At 52.9% G+C, this 16659-nt stretch carries 14 protein-coding genes; all 14 read right to left on the reverse strand.

The features are described from left to right. Positions 1–4: 4 nt before the first annotated feature. The 14 genes from EPV75_RS00600 to EPV75_RS00665 all read right to left on the reverse strand — a co-directional run bounded on the left by EPV75_RS00600 (position 5) and on the right by EPV75_RS00665 (position 16517). Positions 5–1684, reverse strand: coding sequence for a BatD family protein (locus EPV75_RS00600; protein WP_128384122.1), 1680 nt, complete (start codon positions 1682–1684; stop codon positions 5–7). Between the two features lie 34 nt (positions 1685–1718). Continuing rightward, positions 1719–3731 (reverse strand): VWA domain-containing protein, encoded by a 2013-nt coding sequence (locus tag EPV75_RS00605; protein ID WP_192894007.1) that lies wholly within the window; start codon positions 3729–3731, stop codon positions 1719–1721. Beyond that, entirely contained in the window at positions 3731–4801 is a 1071-nt protein-coding gene (locus tag EPV75_RS00610) for a VWA domain-containing protein (protein ID WP_127118943.1), read from the reverse strand. Before EPV75_RS00610 ends, EPV75_RS00605 begins: the two co-directional genes overlap by 1 nt. Further along, entirely contained in the window at positions 4798–5277 is a 480-nt protein-coding gene (locus EPV75_RS00615; protein WP_128384124.1) for a DUF4381 domain-containing protein, read from the reverse strand. Before EPV75_RS00615 ends, EPV75_RS00610 begins: the two co-directional genes overlap by 4 nt. After that, on the reverse strand, positions 5277–6191 hold the full coding sequence (locus tag EPV75_RS00620) for a DUF58 domain-containing protein (protein ID WP_128384125.1): 915 nt from the start codon (positions 6189–6191) through the stop codon (positions 5277–5279). Before EPV75_RS00620 ends, EPV75_RS00615 begins: the two co-directional genes overlap by 1 nt. 20 nt (positions 6192–6211) lie before the next feature. Then, complete coding sequence (locus tag EPV75_RS00625) at positions 6212–7195, reverse strand: AAA family ATPase (RefSeq protein ID WP_449768857.1); 984 nt, start codon at positions 7193–7195, stop codon at positions 6212–6214. A 238-nt stretch (positions 7196–7433) separates the two neighbouring features. Continuing rightward, entirely contained in the window at positions 7434–9725 is a 2292-nt protein-coding gene (locus EPV75_RS00630) for a hybrid sensor histidine kinase/response regulator (protein WP_128384126.1), read from the reverse strand. Next, positions 9722–10627 carry a substrate-binding domain-containing protein gene (locus EPV75_RS00635; RefSeq protein WP_128384127.1) on the reverse strand — a complete coding sequence of 302 codons (906 nt, stop codon included), beginning with the start codon at positions 10625–10627 and terminating at the stop codon, positions 9722–9724. The genes EPV75_RS00630 and EPV75_RS00635 overlap by 4 nt, the downstream gene beginning before the upstream one ends. Positions 10628–10661: 34 nt before the next feature. Further along, complete coding sequence (gene cmoB / locus EPV75_RS00640; protein ID WP_128384128.1) at positions 10662–11660, reverse strand: tRNA 5-methoxyuridine(34)/uridine 5-oxyacetic acid(34) synthase CmoB; 999 nt, start codon at positions 11658–11660, stop codon at positions 10662–10664. Positions 11661–11695: 35 nt separating this feature from the next. Beyond that, entirely contained in the window at positions 11696–12421 is a 726-nt protein-coding gene (gene cmoA / locus EPV75_RS00645; protein ID WP_128384129.1) for a carboxy-S-adenosyl-L-methionine synthase CmoA, read from the reverse strand. Between the two features lie 213 nt (positions 12422–12634). Continuing rightward, a complete protein-coding gene (locus tag EPV75_RS00650) occupies positions 12635–13462 on the reverse strand; it encodes a TIGR02391 family protein (RefSeq protein ID WP_128384130.1) in 828 nt (275 codons plus the stop codon). A 133-nt stretch (positions 13463–13595) separates the two neighbouring features. After that, a complete protein-coding gene (locus EPV75_RS00655; RefSeq protein ID WP_128384131.1) occupies positions 13596–14729 on the reverse strand; it encodes a transglycosylase SLT domain-containing protein in 1134 nt (377 codons plus the stop codon). Positions 14730–14760: 31 nt separating this feature from the next. Then, complete coding sequence (locus tag EPV75_RS00660) at positions 14761–15681, reverse strand: DNA/RNA non-specific endonuclease (RefSeq protein WP_128384132.1); 921 nt, start codon at positions 15679–15681, stop codon at positions 14761–14763. Beyond that, a complete protein-coding gene (locus tag EPV75_RS00665) occupies positions 15678–16517 on the reverse strand; it encodes a methyltransferase domain-containing protein (protein WP_128384133.1) in 840 nt (279 codons plus the stop codon). Before EPV75_RS00665 ends, EPV75_RS00660 begins: the two co-directional genes overlap by 4 nt. Positions 16518–16659 lie beyond the last annotated feature (142 nt).

Raw genomic sequence — 16659 nt, forward strand, 5'->3', positions numbered from 1 at the left:
TGTCTTAAGATTCGTTTGGATAAATCGGTTCCAGATTTTGGCCGGAACCGGTTTTGGCAGGCGCGTTTTGCGCTTGGCGTTGCAGATGTTGGATTTCCGCACAAATGTCGGCCAGCGTCTGCGGTGCCAGCGGTTCCTGATGATACAGATGCGCCTTGAGGCGCTGTAAGTCCGTTAACAAACGTTTACTGCTCTCAATGGATGCCTGTTGTTGCCAGGCCAAAACGGCGCGGTACAGTGATTTGGCGTCCAATTCCGTTTCATCACAGACCGTGTCCATTTCCGGCGATTTTGACCAGGCCTGGTCGTTTTTCAGATTCGCGGTTTCCGTTGGTTCTCTCGGTAAATTTTGCAGTGCCCGACGCCATTTCAGCGCATACCAAAGCGTTATCAACCACAGTCCCAGTAGCAGAACGCTGAACCAGGAAACCGACCAAGTGGTTGAATCCGTTGTGGATGTTTCACGTGAAACGGTTTCATGGGTTTCCGGCAAAGTTGCGGTATCAAAGGTGTTGCTTTGAGATGTCAGCGCCGGTAACACCGTCAGGGTTTTGGACGGCAGGGTAATGGTTTCCAAGGTGTTTTGTTCGGTGTTCCACCAGTGCAGAGTCAGTTCCGGCAATACGATGTCACCCGGTTCGGTCGGAACGATGGCGAGCTTTTCCACCTTCTGACTTTGCATGCCGTTTTCGGTGGCTTGATTATTGGTGTGGGGCTGATCCGGATAAATGTGGAAATGGGCCTGCTCTTTGAACTGGAAATCCGGCAGTTGCGAGGCCAGGAGCCCATCCGCTTGCAGGGTCAGGGTTCGGGTAATGGAGTCGCCGACCCGAATCGGATTCGGCGTTTGCCAGTCTTCGGTGAGGCGAACCTCTTTGGCTGGTAACCAGGCGGATTGCACCGGATAGGTGTCCGGTTGCGGTTGTACATTCAACTCAATCGGTTGGGTTTTATCCTGCACCAGTTTCAGCACGCCGCGGTATTGAATCCGGCCATTAAAGCTTTGCGGCGGAATGGTCATGGCACCGCTTTTTTGCGGGTAGAAAGCCCAGGTCCATTCGTAGACTTCGTACAGTTTCCCGCCGATACGCTTTTGGTAATTGAACTGGTTGCGGATGTTCTGGGTGATGGCGTGGTCGAAACTCGGCGGGCGGATATTACCGTTGAGGAACTGACCGAGATGATAAAACCGCAGGGTGAACAGCACTTCTTGCTGCACATAGGGTTCTGTGATGTTCACGCTGGATTCGAGAAAGCTGCTGCCCAGTTCACGAGGGTCGGCTTTCGGCGCTTCCGAAACATGCAGCACGATTGGGTCGCTGAGCTCGCCGTCGACATTGAATGGGGGAATCACCAGGTCGCCGGCTTGTTTCGGCGTAAGGCGCACGTCCCAGCGGGAATAAGCCTGATAGTTACCGTTGACGATTTGAATCTGACTGCTGCGCTGGCTGCCCAGCACTTCGAACTGGTCGTCCAGGCTGTGGAAGTCGGGCGAGTCGAAGGTTTGGAAATCGGTTTTCACCACCAGAGTGATGATGTCGCCCATTTCGGCGTCCTGATGGTCGATTTGCGCGGTTACACCGCGGGCAAACGCCTGGCTGGTCACCAACAGGATGAGAATCAGTGCCAGGGTAATCAGAATCACCCTTTTCAAGTATCGGCGAGTGTGTGCTTGTGTCATCATGCGTTACCGTTTCGTTTTTCAGTCGTGTTGGGCGTTACCACATTTTATCCTCATATTTCGGATTGGACGAGCCGCCTTGTTGCTGGTATTGGTATTCGAATTTGCGTTTCAGGAACAGAGCCGGTTCGTCGGGAATCTGTTTCAGCCAGTTTTGGCGCGCCTGTTCCTCTTCGGATTGTTGGGCGGTCAGCGCTTTGCCGTCGCCGTTGGGGCCGGCGTCGGATTCGGACAGTCCTTGCCCCAATTCCTGGCCGGGTTTTTTGGGTTGCTTCGGTTGTTCGCCGCCTTCTTTCGATTGTAAATCGCCGTCACGCGGTTCCGCATTTTCATCGTTTTCGCCCAGGCCTGGTGATTTTGGCTCCTGTGCCTTTTCCGAAGGCTTGGGTTGATAAGGCTCGTTTAAATCGTTGTTTTGCGACTGACCATTGGGTTGTGTTTGCCCGTTTTCGCCACTTTGGCCGCTTTCGCCGTTTTGATTCGACTGGGCGTTGGACGACGGTTGGTTGTTGTCGGAGGACTGATCACCGTCCTGCGGTTTGGGTTGACCTTGTTGATCCGGTTGCTGTTTATCGGGGCCTTGGCGTTCCTTGTCGCCGGATTCCTGAGCGTTTTGTTGCTTTTGCACCTCGAGAATCTGGTCCATTAAATCGAGATTTTTTTGGGCGTCCGTGAGTTTTGGATCGACTTTCAGCGCCTTTTCATATTGTTCTTTGGCGTCTTCAAACTGGCCGAGTTTGGCCAGTGCATTACCCCGGTTGTAATGCCCTTGGGCGCTTTCGTCCAGACTGAATTGTTTGGCGGCTTCTTTGTATTTGCCTTGTCGATACAAGCTGGCGCCGCGCCAGAGAGGGTCTTCGAATCGGTCCAACGCCGTGTCGTAATCCTGTTTCAGCCATTTTTCATAGCCTTGTTGGTCGGGCGATTTGAATACGTCTAGCAAGGTAACGCTGGTGTTGTCATCGGTTTTGACCTCTTTCGCCCAGGCCGGAGACGGTGAAATGAGGCCGCCGGAAAGCATTAAGCCCAGCAGACCGACGCTTAACCAGGAAAACGCCCAGCCGCGTCGGTACGCCAACGCGCCCAGCGGCACCAGCAACCACAGCAGGTACACGCCTTCGTCCAGCCAGTTCGACAGGGTTTTATCGGATGAGGGTTGATTGTCCGAGTCGAATCCGCTCAAACTGTCCGGCAGCAATTGGGTGGTGTCGACGTCTTGCATGGATAAAGTCGAGAGGGTGGCATCGGTTTGTTGCGCCAAGGATTGGAAGCGTTGGAAAGGCACTTTCGCCATGACGATTTTGCCGTTTTCGTCCTTGATGAGCCCGTAATTCGGCACCTGAATCGGCCCGCCGTTCGGTGTGCCGACCACCAGAATGCTGAGTTGCAAATGGTGTTGTTTGACCTGTTCGGTGATGGCGGCGAGCTCCGACGCTTCGACATCGTCGGTGACCCACAGGATGTGCCCCTGTTTGACATGGGCGCCTTTGAATAAGGTTTGGGCCTGTTCGAAACCGGCCACGGCATTGGCGCCGAAACTTGGCATAATCAAAGGACTGAGATTGGGCGTCAGCGCCAGCAAGGTCTGGTTGTCTTCGGAAATCGGCGCGATGGTGTGCGCGGTGCCGGCATACGCCACCATGCCGACATTCAATTCCGGATGGGCTTTCAGTAGGTCGAGCACTTTATAGCGGGCGCGACTCAAACGGTTGGGTTTGAGGTCGTCCGACAACATCGACAGTGATAAGTCGAACAAAATGACCGTGCCCTGACGGTTCTTTTCCGCCGGGACATCGACTTGTTTCCAGCTCGGGCCGGACAGGGCGATGATAGCGATGCTCCACAGAATCGCCAAACCGAGCACTGGCCAGGGGAAGACGCTTTCTTCGGATTTCTCGCCCAGCAGGACCGGTTTGAAACGCGGTGAGATAATCGCGTTCCAGGCGCCTTGTCGTCCGCTTTGTTTCCAAAGTTTCCAGACCAGCCAGAACGCCGGAATCAAGGCCAACAGCCATTCGGGGCGGAGGAAGTGCAAAGTGGCGTTTTCCATCAGTGACGCCCTCCGGTTTTGGGAGCGGTTGGGCGACGTCGCCAGCGATTCGGATGCCATTGCGGATAGACCCGAAGCATCACCACCAGCAAACTCAGCAGCATCGCCAGCCCCAGTGGCCAATGGAACAGTTCGTCGCGCAGGCGATAGCTGTTGACGTCGTGTTCACTGGATTCCAGTTGGTTGATGAGGGTGTAAATCTCATTGAGTTTGTCGGTATCGGTGGCGAGGAAAAACTGGCCGCCGGTCAGTTTGGCGACTTGTTGCAGCGTGCGGGTGTCCATATTATGACCGCGGCCGAACAGGAAGTCGTCGATGGCGGCGGGGTCTTTTTGGCCGATGCCGATGGTGTAGATTTTCAAACCCATTTTTTCCGCCTGCTTGGCGGCATCCAACGGGCGAACCGCACCGGCGGTGTTGGAGCCGTCGGTGAGCAGAATCAAGACGGCGTTTTCCTGTTTGGCTTTGTGCAGGTGTTTGAGAGCGATGCCGATGGCATCACCAATGGCGGTGTTGTTGCCCGCCATGCCGATTTCGGTTTCCTTGAGCAGGGTTTCCACGGTATTGAGGTCATAGGTCAACGGGCTTTGCAGAAACGCCTGGGAACCGAATACCACCAACCCCATCCGGTCGCCTTGGCGGTTCTGGATGAAATCTTTCACCACGTGTTTGACGGCGGTCAGCCGGTCGACACGGTGGCCACCGAGCATCATATCGTCCTTTTCCATACTGCCGGACAGGTCCACGGCCAGCATCAGGTCTTTACCGCTCGCTTGAAAAGGCGTGGTGTTTAGAAACCACACCGGGCGCATGGCGGCCAGAATCAACAGTATCCATAACAGCAGCGCCCAAGGCGGCAACCGATACGGGTGGGCCTTGTGTTGCAGCAGGGTGCTTTTTCGTGCACTTTCCAGCCGTTGCATTAAATGCGGGGCCAGTAATGGAATCTGTCGTTTCGCGGCCGGTTTCAACACCAGGCGAATCACCCAGGGCAAGGGCAGAAACGCCAGCATCCACGGCCAGAGAAAATCGAATTGTTGCCACAGCGCGGTCCAGTCGTTAAAGGTCATTTGTGGTGTCCTTTAATCCAGTTGCGGGCGTAATCCAGTGTGTCACGGATGGCGGCTTCCGATTGAATCGGGTTGGGCCGATAAGCCGATTCCAGACAGGCTTGCAGGTGTTCCGGCTGGTCGATGTAGAGCGCGGTCTGATGCAGGAAATTCACCCAGGCCTGGCCGCTGAGTTCGGCCACCTGGCGACGGCCATAGTTGGTGATGGCGACCTGTTTGAGCAGTTTATTGGCCAATTGCAGTTGCTGTTGTGGGGTGTCTGCTTGGGTGACTTGCTGGTCGAACAGGTTCAAGGCTTCTTCGCGGTAGCGGTTATTGCGTTTTTGGGTCAGGTAATACCAGGTTAAGCCAATCAGAATCCCACCGATGCCGACGAACAGGCCGATCAGCGTCTGTGACAGCGGCCACCAGCCGACCGGGTCGGGGACGGCGATGTCGTTCATCTGAGCCAGCAATTGTTCGATTTTCGGATCCATTATCGAAGAATTCCTTGTGCCATCAGGCCTTTGACCGGGTCTTCGTCGGTGGCGATGTCCACCAACGGTAAATGCCAGGGCGCGAGCTGTTGATGCAGGGTTTGCCAAGCGCTTTCATACAGTTCGGTGTATTGTTCGCGAAAGGCGTCATCCAGCGTATTGAGGGCCATTTCATGATCGCCGTCGGTCAGCTTCAGTTGCCCTAAGGTCGGCAGATGAATTTCCAGCGGGTCGTAGACATGCAGTAGTGTGATGTCGGCATGGCGCTTCAGTTGGGTCAATTTTTCGATGAAGGCGTCGCTGCTGTTCAGGAAATCGCCAATCAGAAACACGCGGGTGCCGGGCCGCAAATGTTTTTGCAGTTGCGACAGTTGTGTTACCCACTGTTCCGAAGACGAGGTGCCGGGTGAGCTGAGTTGTTGTTGCAGCGCCAGGCTTTGATGCAAAAACTGCATCACCGAAGTTTGATGGTGGCGTGGCTCGACCCATTGATGCCCGAGGTGGTTAAAGGCCAATCCGCCGAAACGGTCGCCTTGTTGCAGAGTGACCCAGCCCAGAGCGGCGAGCAGTTGCAAGGCCATATCGGCTTTGAAGCGCGTGCGGGAACCGAAAAACAGTTTCGGGGTTTGCTCCAGCACGCAGACCACCGGTTTTTCCAGTTCTTCGGTAAAGACTTTGGTGTGGGTTTTCTGGGTGCGGGCGCTGACTTTCCAGTCGATGTGGCGCACGTCGTCTCCGGCGGTGTATTCGCGCACTTCGCTGAATTCCATGCCGCGGCCTTTACGGATGGCCTGGTGGTAACCGCCTTTTTCGGAAATGAGTTTTTGCTGTTGCGCCAGACGTCGCGGTTTCACGTGAAACCGTAAAGCGATCAAATCGTCCATTTGCGTGTAAGGGCTGGCGGCGTGTGACATGGTGAAATCCTTGCGGTGGTTTAAATCACCGGCACCAGTTTCAAAAGGTCGTCGACCAGGCTGTCGCTGGTTTTGCCGTTGGCTTCGGCTTCGAAGCTGACCAGCAAACGGTGGCGGAACACATCGTGCACCACGGCTTGCACTTCTTCCGGTGAAACGAAGTCTTGGCCTTTCAGCCAGGCCAGCGCACGGGCGGTGCGCGACAGTGCGACGGTGGCACGGGGGCTGACACCGTAGTCAATGTAACGCGCCAATTCGGCATCGTATTTTTCCGCCTGACGAGTCGCCATGACCAGTTCGACGATGTAGGTTTTGGTTTCTTCAGACAGGTACAGGTTGAGGATTTCGTCACGCGCGCTGAACAGTTCGTCTTGCGACATCATTTCCGGAGTGGTGGTCATATCATCACGCGCTTCGCGTTCCACCAAATCGAGAATCAATTTTTCCGCCGCCGAATTGGGGTAGTCGATTTTGACGTGCATCATAAACCGGTCAAGTTGCGCTTCCGGCAGCGGATAGGTGCCTTCCTGCTCGATGGGGTTTTGCGTGGCCATGACCATAAATAACCGTTCCAACGGCAGACTGTGTTTGCCGACCGTGACCTGTTCTTCGGCCATGGCTTCCAAAAGCGCGGATTGCACCTTGGCCGGGGCGCGGTTGATTTCGTCGGCGAGAATCAGGTTATGGAAAATCGGGCCTCTTTGCAGTGCGAAGTCACCGGTTTCTTGGCGGTAAATTTCGGTGCCGGTGATGTCGGACGGCAGTAAATCCGGCGTGAACTGGATACGATGGTAGTTGCCTTCGATGAGACTGGCGAGGGTTTTAATCGCTTTGGTTTTCGCCAGGCCTGGCGGCCCTTCCACCAGCAAATGCCCGTCGGCCAGCAGGGCGATGAGCATGCGTTGTGTCAGATGGGATTGACCAATAATCTGCTGATCGAGCGTGTCGAGCAGTTGCTGGGCTTTTTGTTGTAGGGCGGTTGTCGCAGTCGTCATGGCGGTCATTGGGCGTTCCATTTGATAACAGGGTTGTGATTCGGTTTTGTCGCCGTTCCGGTGGGGTTCGCACCCGCGCTTGGTCGGCGTTTCAGTCTTTTATGATTCGCGCGCTTTATTATAGGAGGATAAACGAATTTCTCAATTGAGAAAAGAGTAAAAGCCTAAGCAATCTTGGAGGAATCTTGACCATCGGTTTTGCCCAGGCCTGGCGGTTTTCGGTTTACGGCGTCGTTAGTGTGGGCGGTCACTCTTGGAGAAATTTGCGCAGCACGCGTTTCAGTTCTCGAAGGTTGAGCGGTTTGGCCAGGTATTCGTTCATGCCGGCGCGCAGGAAACGCTCACGGTCGCCGGTCATGGCGTTGGCGGTCAAGGCGATAATCGGCAGGGATTCACCGATATAGGCCAATTTTCGGATGTGTCGAGTGGCTTCGATGCCGTTCATATTCGGCATGTTTTCGTCCATCAACACCAAGTCGTATTCTTTGTGCTGAACCGCTTCCACGGCTTCCACACCGTCGCGGGCGATGTCGAATGTCAGCCCTTGTTTCTTGAGGATGGCGGACATCAGCATCTGGTTGGTCTGGTTGTCTTCCACCAGCAGGATATGCCCCTGGAAGGGTTGGGCTTTGTCCGACGGCTCCGGTGTGGATTGATTCAGTTGCACCACTTCGGCTGGAATACTGAAGGAGAAGGTGCTTCCTTTTCCGAGTTCGGATTTCAGTTGCAGGTGACCGCCGAGCATTTCCACCAGTTTGACGCTGATGGTCAAGCCGAGGCCGGTGCCGCCGTATTTGCGGGTGGTGGAGGTTTCCGCCTGGGAAAAGGCTTCGAAAATGCGTTGCTGGGCGTCTTCGGACATGCCGATGCCCTGGTCTTTGACGGCGCAGAACAGAAAGCCGTCCTGATAGTCGATATCCAATGAAATGCTTTTTTCCGGGTCGGTGAATTTCACGGCGTTCGACAACAGGTTGGTGAGCACTTGTTTGACGCGCAGGATGTCGGTTTTCAATCCGGAAGGCAAGTTGGAAGACAGGTTCACGGAAAAGGAAATGTTCTTTTCGCTACAGCGCGCCTTGAAAAGATCGGCGGTGCTGTTGAACTCGACGCGTGGGTCGAATTCGACCGGGTCGTATTCCAGTTTACCGCTTTCGATTTTGCTGAAATCCAGAATGTCGTTGATGATGCCGAGCAGCGAATGGCCGGATTTATCGATGGTGTCTAGGTATTTTTTGGCTTCTTCATCCAACGGCTTGTCTTTCAGCAAGCCGATGAAGCCGAGGATAGCGTTGAGCGGAGTGCGGATTTCATGCGACATATTGGCGAGGAATTCACCCTTCGCCTGGGTGGCGGCGAGGGCTTTGTTTTTCTGCTCTTTCAAGTCTTGGTTGATGCGCTCGTTGTCGGAAATATCGAACATCGAAATGATGAAACGCTGGTATTTATAAGACTTGACCGCGGAGACCTGGAAGATGGTGGTTTTGCCCTTGTAGTCCACTTTCGCTTTATGGGTCAAGTGCGGGTTGTTGATGAGGTATTCAATCCAGTTTTCGTCGTCTTTTTTGTAAATGTAACCCTCTTCCTGTACGAACAGGTCGCAGATGCAGTCGTAGTCTTTGGCGAACGCTTCCAGAGAGTCGTAATCCGGGAAGAACTGATAGAAACCGCCACTGGCGTCAATGATGCGCGTGCCGTCGTTGACGATGATGATATTGGTCTGTGAATCGAGGATGTCCTGAGTGTAGTCCTGGTTGATTTCGATTTGGCGGGTGGTGTTGCTGATGTTGCGGCTCAATGCCCAGAAACCGAGTAAGCCGAGAATCAACGCCGATAACGACAGTAGAATTTGCAGGTTGCGGTATTCTTTTTTCTGTTCGTCGACTTCTTTTTGGATTTGCTGGAAGTTCAACGTATTGCGATAGAAGATGCGGTTGGCGTCTTCTTTGATGCGATGGAAAATCGGTTTGAAGAATTTGACTTCGAGCTTCAGCTCCGTCAGGACCTCGGCCAGTCTCGGGTCGTTGTTCAGGCGCATCTGGTCGAGTCGGTCCAAGTGTTCGGTCAGGTCGTTGAGTTTGTCGTTGATGATTCGGAATTTCGGCAGAATGTCGGCGCGGGCAAAGGAAAAGTGGTCTTTCACGCGGGGTATGTACTGAAAAATTTCGAACTGTTCTTCGGTGTTGGGTAAGTTCAGATCCAGACGGTGCCGGTAAATGCCGCCTTCGTTGAGGATGGTCAGGGAATGTTCGATTTCGCGTTGCTGTTCGAGAATGTCGCGGGTCAGGATTTTGCGGAGGTGTTTGTTCGGAAACGCCGCCATCTGGAAGAAATCGGATTCGATTTTATGGATTTCCAGAATGATTTCCTGGCCGATGAGGTTTTCCACTTCGGAGTTTTTGACTTTCATGTCCAGCTCGTGAATGAAGTTGGACACACTTAAGTTCAAAATGGCCTGGGAGCCGAACCCGAAAATGAACACCATCAGCAACAGGAAGAGATTGCGTGGGGTTTTGTTGAATTTTTGTTTGATGCGATTCATTGGCGAGCCTTATGCGGTTCGATTTCTTCCGCTGGTGGTAAGGCCGCGATGGCGTGTTGTAATTCGTCCGGCGTCAGAAAGCCGTATTGAGCAAAGGTTTCCAAACCGTGTTTCGAGCTGGCAAATGCCATGAATTCTTTGGCGAGTTCCGGTTCGGTGGAAAACGATAGTAAGTTCAGTTCCAGTAGCTTAGGCGGTGCCAGCGATTTGGGCAACAGGATGGCATCGACATACAATTCGGTTTCCGGCCATTTGGTGGTGGCGTACCAGTTCAACGCCAAATCGGCGTGCCCGTCTTTAATGGCGGTGAAAATGCGGTGCGAATCGGTGGTGAAGTAGGTGACGTTGTCATACACCTTGTCGGTGATGCCGACTTTGTCGAGCAGCGCCTTGGCGTTTTTGCCCACCGCTCCGGATTCGGGCGAGGACAGTACCACGGAAATATCCGGGTCGTAGAGTTGATTCAGATTGTCGGTCAGATGTTTGGGGTTGCCTTCCGGCACCACCAGTGCGATGCGGTTGTAGCCCACGAAAACATGGTCTTTCAGCAGGCCTTCGGCTTGGTGTTTGATGCGGTAGGAGTCGGAACCGGGAAAGAAGATATCGCCTTTGCGTTCCACCTTCAAAGTGCGGTACAAATAGCCGCTGGCGCCTTGTTTGATGGTGACGTCGACATCATGAATGGCCTCGAACTCGTAAGCCAGCTGCTGTAAGGGGCGCACCATGGTGATGCCGCTGTAGATGACCAGTTCCGGTTTGTCGCTTTTATCGTCCGAGCCGAGATTCAGCAAAGAGCCATCCTGAGAGTCGCACCCCAATAACAGCAGGCTAAGCAATAGTACGGACACTAGGCGGAAAGGGTTCATCATCAGGTATTTCCGGTCAATCTCGAGTCCTTTCATTCTACCCCAAATCCACCCGGGAAAGCGGGTGAATTTATTTGGGCTTATCTGCCAGCATCACGGCGCGTAATGGCGCAGGATAGCCTTCGACCGTTTTATTATGGTCATTCGGGTCAAGGAAGTCTTCAAGCGATTTCCAATCCATCCATTCGGTGGAGCGCTGTTCTTCCAGTGAGGTTTGGTTGAGGTCCACGCAACGGACGTTTTTGAACCCGCACTTTTCCAACCACAGTTGCAACTCGTCTACCGACGGAATGAACCAAACGTTATTCATCTGCGCATAGCGTTCTCTCGGCACCAGTAATTGACCGAAATCGTCCGGCACCACCAGCGTTTCCAGCACCAATTCGCCGCCTGGGCGCAGCTGACGTTTCAAGTCGAGAATGTGGTCGATGGGCGAACGACGATGGTACAGCACGCCCATGGAAAAGACGGTGTCGAACACATCGGACTGCTGGCTGGCCGGAAGCTGTTCCAGTGTCAGCGGTAGGAAATAGGCCGGTAAGTCCTCTCCGAGGAAATGCTTGATGGCGAGAAACTGGGTCATGAACAGCATACTGGGGTCAACGCCGACCGCCAGAGACGCGCCGTCGCCCAACATGCGCCATAAGTGGTAGCCGCTGCCGCAACCGATGTCCAGTACCTTGCGGCCTTCCAGCGGGGCCAGATGCGGTGCGACGCGATCCCATTTCCAGTCCGAACGCCATTCGGTGTCGATGGCGATGTTTTCAATCTCAAACGGCCCTTTACGCCAAGGGATAAAAGCGCGTAAGGCTTCGGTCAGCTCCACGCAGTCGGCCTCGGAAAACCCTTCCGAACGGGCGGTGATGGCGCTTTGATTCAGCCAGGCCTGGTCGGAAGTGGGGAATTGCATAATGCGGTCCAACGCCGGTAGCCAGCGCGGCAAATTGCCGTTGGCATCGGCGTCCAGCGCCATATCCAACGCCGGTGGCAAGCTGGTCAACCAGTGATTGAGACGAAACTTTTCTAATTGGGGCCAGAAGTTGGCGTAATGTTGGTGATGGTGTTTCACATGGAACCTTTATAGTGTCGATTCAAGTCGTTCAATTATTTGATGGCCAGAAAGGACGCGAAATTATACGCCTGAAACCAGATATTGGCGTGTTCGAAACCGGCTTGTTTCATGCGGTCCAAATGCGTGGCTTCGGTGTCGCTGATGAGCACGTTTTCCAAAGACGCGCGTTTCTGGCCGATTTCCAATTCGGAATAACCGTTGGCGCGTTTGAATTGCAAATGCAGGTGCTCGATGGTCTGTTGCATCGGTTCGGAATTGAAATGGATTTTTTCCGATAAAATCAAAATGCCGCCCGGCCGCAATCCTTGATAAATTCGATTAACCAATAACTGGCGCGCCTCCGGTTCAATGAACTGCAAGGTGAAATTGATGACCACCACCGACGCGTTTTCGATGACGGTCTCGGTCATGTCTTCGCACTGCAAGGTCACCGGAATGTCGGAATGAAACCCTTCAATATGCTCCCGAGCGCGGTCGATCATCGGCTGGGACGTATCCACGGCGATAATGCGGCAACCGGTCAGCGCTTTACGGCGCATGGTCAAGCTGGCCGCACCCAGCGAACAACCCAAATCGTAAAGCTGGGAATCGGGTTGGGCATATTGCGCCGTCAGCTCCCCGATGCCGGTCAAAATGGTTTGATAACCCGGCACCGAGCGCTGAATCATATCCGGAAAGACGGCCACGACCGATTCGTCGAACTGAAATTCGCCGACGGCTTCATGTGGCTGGGCATAAATAGTGTCTTTCACAGTCATCCGGTCCTATGGGTTGCTTTATGGTGGCTTATTATAAAAGATTTGTGGGAAACAGTGATAGTTGTGATGTTGGGTTGGTTTCAGGGAGTGGCGCAATGAATTTACCCAGGCCTGGTCGTTTTGAGTTAAAAATGAAACTGTAAAATAGAGTTTTAAGGATTAATTAAGTTTACTTCCATTGATTAGCGGTGACGAACCGGCTGAAGCGACTGATTATATTTTTCCTTCATATATTTTCTTTGCTTCAATTGCTTTATCAAGACGTCTATGCACAAGCGATACCATAGATAATATATCAAGAGCATCCTGCTCTTCGATTTCCCAAGTTATCTTTGGCGCATGAGCAGTAGTATTTCTAAAGGTACCAAATAAACCCTTAAGTAGATTCATAAAACCTTTTTGCTCGTTTTTCTCACTTTCAGATTGAAGTGAGTTAAAGGCTAAGTGTGGCACTTCTCTGAATGAGAATGCATCATCAACTAGTGCAGCTCCGTCACTAACTAGGCCGGTCTTCATTCTTATTTTCTCAGCAACGCTTTTAGTTGCTTCAAATACAGCATGAAAGTAATTATCTACCACTAGCTCTTCCCGACAAAAAGTGATGATGTCAGGGTGAACATTTCTGGCAAGTAAATGCTCTTTCAGCTTACACGCTTTCGAGGCTGCTTCACTGATAGTTTCCGCTTTTGAAGAGTAATTGGCTTTTCCATTCTCTCCAATTGCCAACCCTTCAAAGCTCAGAATCTTGTTAATTTTGTAACGAGTATCATTAAACCACTCAGGATTGTCGTAATGTCTTGCTGGGCTCAGTGCATGCTGGATGAAGGCAATGACATTATTCGCACAGCCATCAACTTGCTGTTTATTGGCAAGGGCGTTATTTAATCTTTTCCATTTGGTATTACCTGAGTCAATGTCATCAATTCTACATTCATGCAACAGCTTTCCTATCTCAGTTCCGGTTAATCCATCTGTGGTGTTTCCAAGAACTTTAGAGATTGACTCCAAGACGTTTAAATCAAATTGTGTGATTTTACCCATAGCTTCTCAAATATAACATTTAGTTTAAGGCTCTTTTACCTTGTTATTTTATATTGAATTTCTTTTCAGAATTTTTTTGATAATACACTAAATATTTTTGCGTAGCCAGTTGGTGCGTGTTAAACCGTCTTACTCAAACGTAAGCGCGTTTTTTCTGGGTGACTTTATAGAGGTAATTGCGGGCTTCTTCGTATTTGAGGTTTTTGCGCAGGTGGCTGTACACCGCTGAGGCGCTCATGGCGTTGATTTTGGAAAAGGCGCGGTCGCGGTTGGAATCGAAGGCGTTGAGCACATTGCCGCTGCCGGTGTTGTAAGCGGCGATGCAGCAGTATTCGCGTGCTTTGGCGTTTTTGACGTTCGACAGATAACGGGTGAACAAAATGTGCAGATAGGCGGTGCCCATTTCGATGTTGTTGCCCGCTTTGAACAGATAATCCTTGGTGGGGGTGCCGTCTTTTTTGTACAGAAAACGGTAGGCATCGCGCCCGGCGGATTGCGGCACGATTTGCATTAACCCGTAAGCCGGAATGTGGCTCATGGCGTAAGGGTTGAAGGAGCTTTCGGTTTCGATAATGGCGTAAATCAAGGCCGAATCCACGCCGAAGCGTTTGCTTTGGCGGTTGACGTAACTGGCGTAATGTTTCTGTTGGGCCTGATTGTGGTCCTGAATCATGTCGAAGGTGACGTAACGGCGTTTTTTGCCGTTGTAGGTATCGACGTGATAGGTGTGTTTCATCAGGTATTCGGCGTAACGATTGGCGCGCCATTGGGTGCCGACGGGCTTTTTGTCCTGATCGACGACCAGGTCGTATAAAAACGGGGTTTGCCCGGTTTTGACGGCTTTATCGGACAGTAAATCGACCTTGGACGGGTTTTCCGGCGTCAGCAAGGTGCTGATAATGGCGGCTTTCAAGGCAGCATCGGGCTTTTTCTCGTCCACGGTTTCCACGCGGATGCGGCCGGTGTTGAAATTGACGATGGCGCGGCTTTTGTATTGGTCGGTGTATTTGACGTATTCTTTCGGGGTGGCGACCTTTTCATCGCCCCAGGTTTTAGCGAGTTCCTGAATCATGCTTTTCAGTTGCTTGCGCACCAATTGGTCCAGCGGCGCCACGCCGGTGGAGGGAATCTGCGCACTCAGGGCGGACGGTACGTCGCCGTTCGACAACTGCTGAGCGGAGGCCAGGCTGCGCCGGATTTCGTTCCCCGTGCAGCCTGACAGCAAGCCGGTGGCGGTCAGCAGGGTGAGAAATTGGCGGCGTTTCATGGCGTCTCCTCGGTTGGTCGCGTGGACCGGGTCAATATCGGCTCGGCAAATTGGCCACTTGCGATAATGACCAGGCCTGGGGGGTTTGGCTGGATTCCAGCGAATGCTCAATAGCATCGTCCAATTGCCAGAAAAAATCAATCCCGGTTTGCACTTCCACGGCGTCGATGGTGGTGACGTATTTCAGCAAACTGTCTTTCGGTTTCGCGGTTTGCGGTAGGATAAACGCCAGCGCCACCGGGGCTTTGCCATCATCCGACGGGCGGATGAAAATTTTGTAGAAGGCTTTGGGGATGGCGATGGGCGCTTTTTGGAAGCGTTTCGGGTCGGCGTCGAAAATCGGCCCGGTCACCACCCAGAAATCGCCGAATTGTTTGGAAAAGAAATCGGCGCTGACTTCTTCCAGCCGTTGCCAGATCTTCTGATTGAACTGCGGTTTTTGCGGGGTGATGTTGGTCATCAGAAAGGTTTCTTTTTGCGCGGCGAAGCCGTAACGGCTGGCGATGACGTAATTCGGTGCCATGTGGCCGCGGTCGTAACCGCTGCCGGTGTAGTCGGAATGGCGGATGTGCGCCAGCGAGCGCCAGTCGGCTTCAAAGCGCGGCCGTTTGCCGTAAGGCACGGTGTCGGGGGTGACCTTGTAAGTCACCCAAACCGGATTGGCCAGCGCTTCGGAATAGGCCAGCATGAAACCGTCGTTGCGCAGAACGTGGGTTAAGGTCTGCAAATCGTTTTGGGTTTTCGGCACGCCCATATAGGCCATATTCGGCCGCGCGACTTCGACTTCGTAAACGTATTTCAAACCGCCGATGAGCAGTAACAGACCGAAGAGCGTTGGTATCCAGAAAAAACTCAGTTGCAGCAGTTTGGGCTGTTTCGACAGCTCGGAAAACAGGGTGTTGAGCAGGCGTTTTTGCGACGCTTTGTGTGAACGGCTGGAAAATCGGGTCATGAATCGGTGTCCGGTTTGTAAGCTAAAAAGTGAACATAACGCCCCATGTGGCGATAAGTGGCTTGGCGGCAGTAACGGTATTCCAATGCCAGCAGTTCGTCCAGGTCGCTGTCGGCCAGCACTTGCGGCGTGAGGTAATCGTGAAATACGCGGATGCCGGTTTGCTGGCGAATTTCGAAACCGAGCGCTTCGAGTTGTTCGATCATGTCTTCCGGGTATTGCGGATTGGGCGGCGTGAGTTTTTTGCCCTTGCCAATATAGGCGTCGGACAAAATATGCTCCCAGCGCCAGCTGCCTTTGAGCACATTGTTGTAGACGAACGCATTGCGGTTATAGAACAGCAATGACAAATATCCGCCAGGCCTGACCTTGTCGGCCACGGTTTGCAATCCGGTTTTCGGGTCGGCCAGCCATTCGATGACGGCGTGGAACAGCACTAAATCGAAGGCGGGCAATTCCGGTGCCAGGCTTTGTGCCGAACCGTGCAGGAAGGTGGCTTCCAGTTGCTGGTCGGCGAAGTTCTGTTGGGCGCGCGCCAGCATTTTGCGTGACAAGTCGCACAGCGTCAAGTCGTGCCCGGCTTCGGCAAACCATTGGCCCATTTGCGCGAAACCGCACCCGGCATCCCAGATGGATAATGGTGTGGAGAACGGCGTTTGAGCCGAATTACCCAGGCCTGGCGAATTGTGTGAGGCTTCACCATCGCGTAAAAAGCCCAGGTCTTCTTTCAGCAGTTTGAGGCGCCAATCGCCTTTGACGGTGTCGTAAACCCGTTTTTCGAACTTGTCGATCAGACTGTCGAAATTGCGGTCGGTTTGCACGGTTTTCTTGGGCATGGGGCCGTTGGATTCCGGTGGTTTGAAAGTCGATATTATAGGCCATTTCAGTCCACGTCTGAAACGGGATTCAACGCCGATAAGGCGGGCTTATCAAGAAATCGAGTCGCCCATATAAAAAACTTATAAAAAGTAATGATTA

The organism is Hydrogenovibrio thermophilus (assembly GCF_004028275.1).
Lineage (GTDB): Bacteria > Pseudomonadota > Gammaproteobacteria > Thiomicrospirales > Thiomicrospiraceae > Hydrogenovibrio > Hydrogenovibrio thermophilus.

Excerpts from the sequence above, each read along its gene's own strand:
- EPV75_RS00600 (WP_128384122.1), bottom strand. The coding sequence starts at position 1,684 with ATGATGACACAAGCACACACTCGCCGATACTTGAAAAGGGTGATTCTG.
- EPV75_RS00605 (WP_192894007.1), bottom strand. The coding sequence starts at position 3,731 with ATGGAAAACGCCACTTTGCACTTCCTCCGCCCCGAATGGCTGTTGGCC.
- EPV75_RS00610 (WP_127118943.1), bottom strand. The coding sequence starts at position 4,801 with ATGACCTTTAACGACTGGACCGCGCTGTGGCAACAATTCGATTTTCTC.
- EPV75_RS00615 (WP_128384124.1), bottom strand. The coding sequence starts at position 5,277 with ATGGATCCGAAAATCGAACAATTGCTGGCTCAGATGAACGACATCGCC.
- EPV75_RS00620 (WP_128384125.1), bottom strand. The coding sequence starts at position 6,191 with ATGTCACACGCCGCCAGCCCTTACACGCAAATGGACGATTTGATCGCT.
- EPV75_RS00625 (WP_449768857.1), bottom strand. The coding sequence starts at position 7,195 with ATGACCGCCATGACGACTGCGACAACCGCCCTACAACAAAAAGCCCAG.
- EPV75_RS00630 (WP_128384126.1), bottom strand. The coding sequence starts at position 9,725 with ATGAATCGCATCAAACAAAAATTCAACAAAACCCCACGCAATCTCTTC.
- EPV75_RS00635 (WP_128384127.1), bottom strand. The coding sequence starts at position 10,627 with ATGAAAGGACTCGAGATTGACCGGAAATACCTGATGATGAACCCTTTC.
- cmoA (WP_128384129.1), bottom strand. The coding sequence starts at position 12,421 with ATGACTGTGAAAGACACTATTTATGCCCAGCCACATGAAGCCGTCGGC.
- EPV75_RS00650 (WP_128384130.1), bottom strand. The coding sequence starts at position 13,462 with ATGGGTAAAATCACACAATTTGATTTAAACGTCTTGGAGTCAATCTCT.
- EPV75_RS00655 (WP_128384131.1), bottom strand. The coding sequence starts at position 14,729 with ATGAAACGCCGCCAATTTCTCACCCTGCTGACCGCCACCGGCTTGCTG.
- EPV75_RS00660 (WP_128384132.1), bottom strand. The coding sequence starts at position 15,681 with ATGACCCGATTTTCCAGCCGTTCACACAAAGCGTCGCAAAAACGCCTG.
- EPV75_RS00665 (WP_128384133.1), bottom strand. The coding sequence starts at position 16,517 with ATGCCCAAGAAAACCGTGCAAACCGACCGCAATTTCGACAGTCTGATC.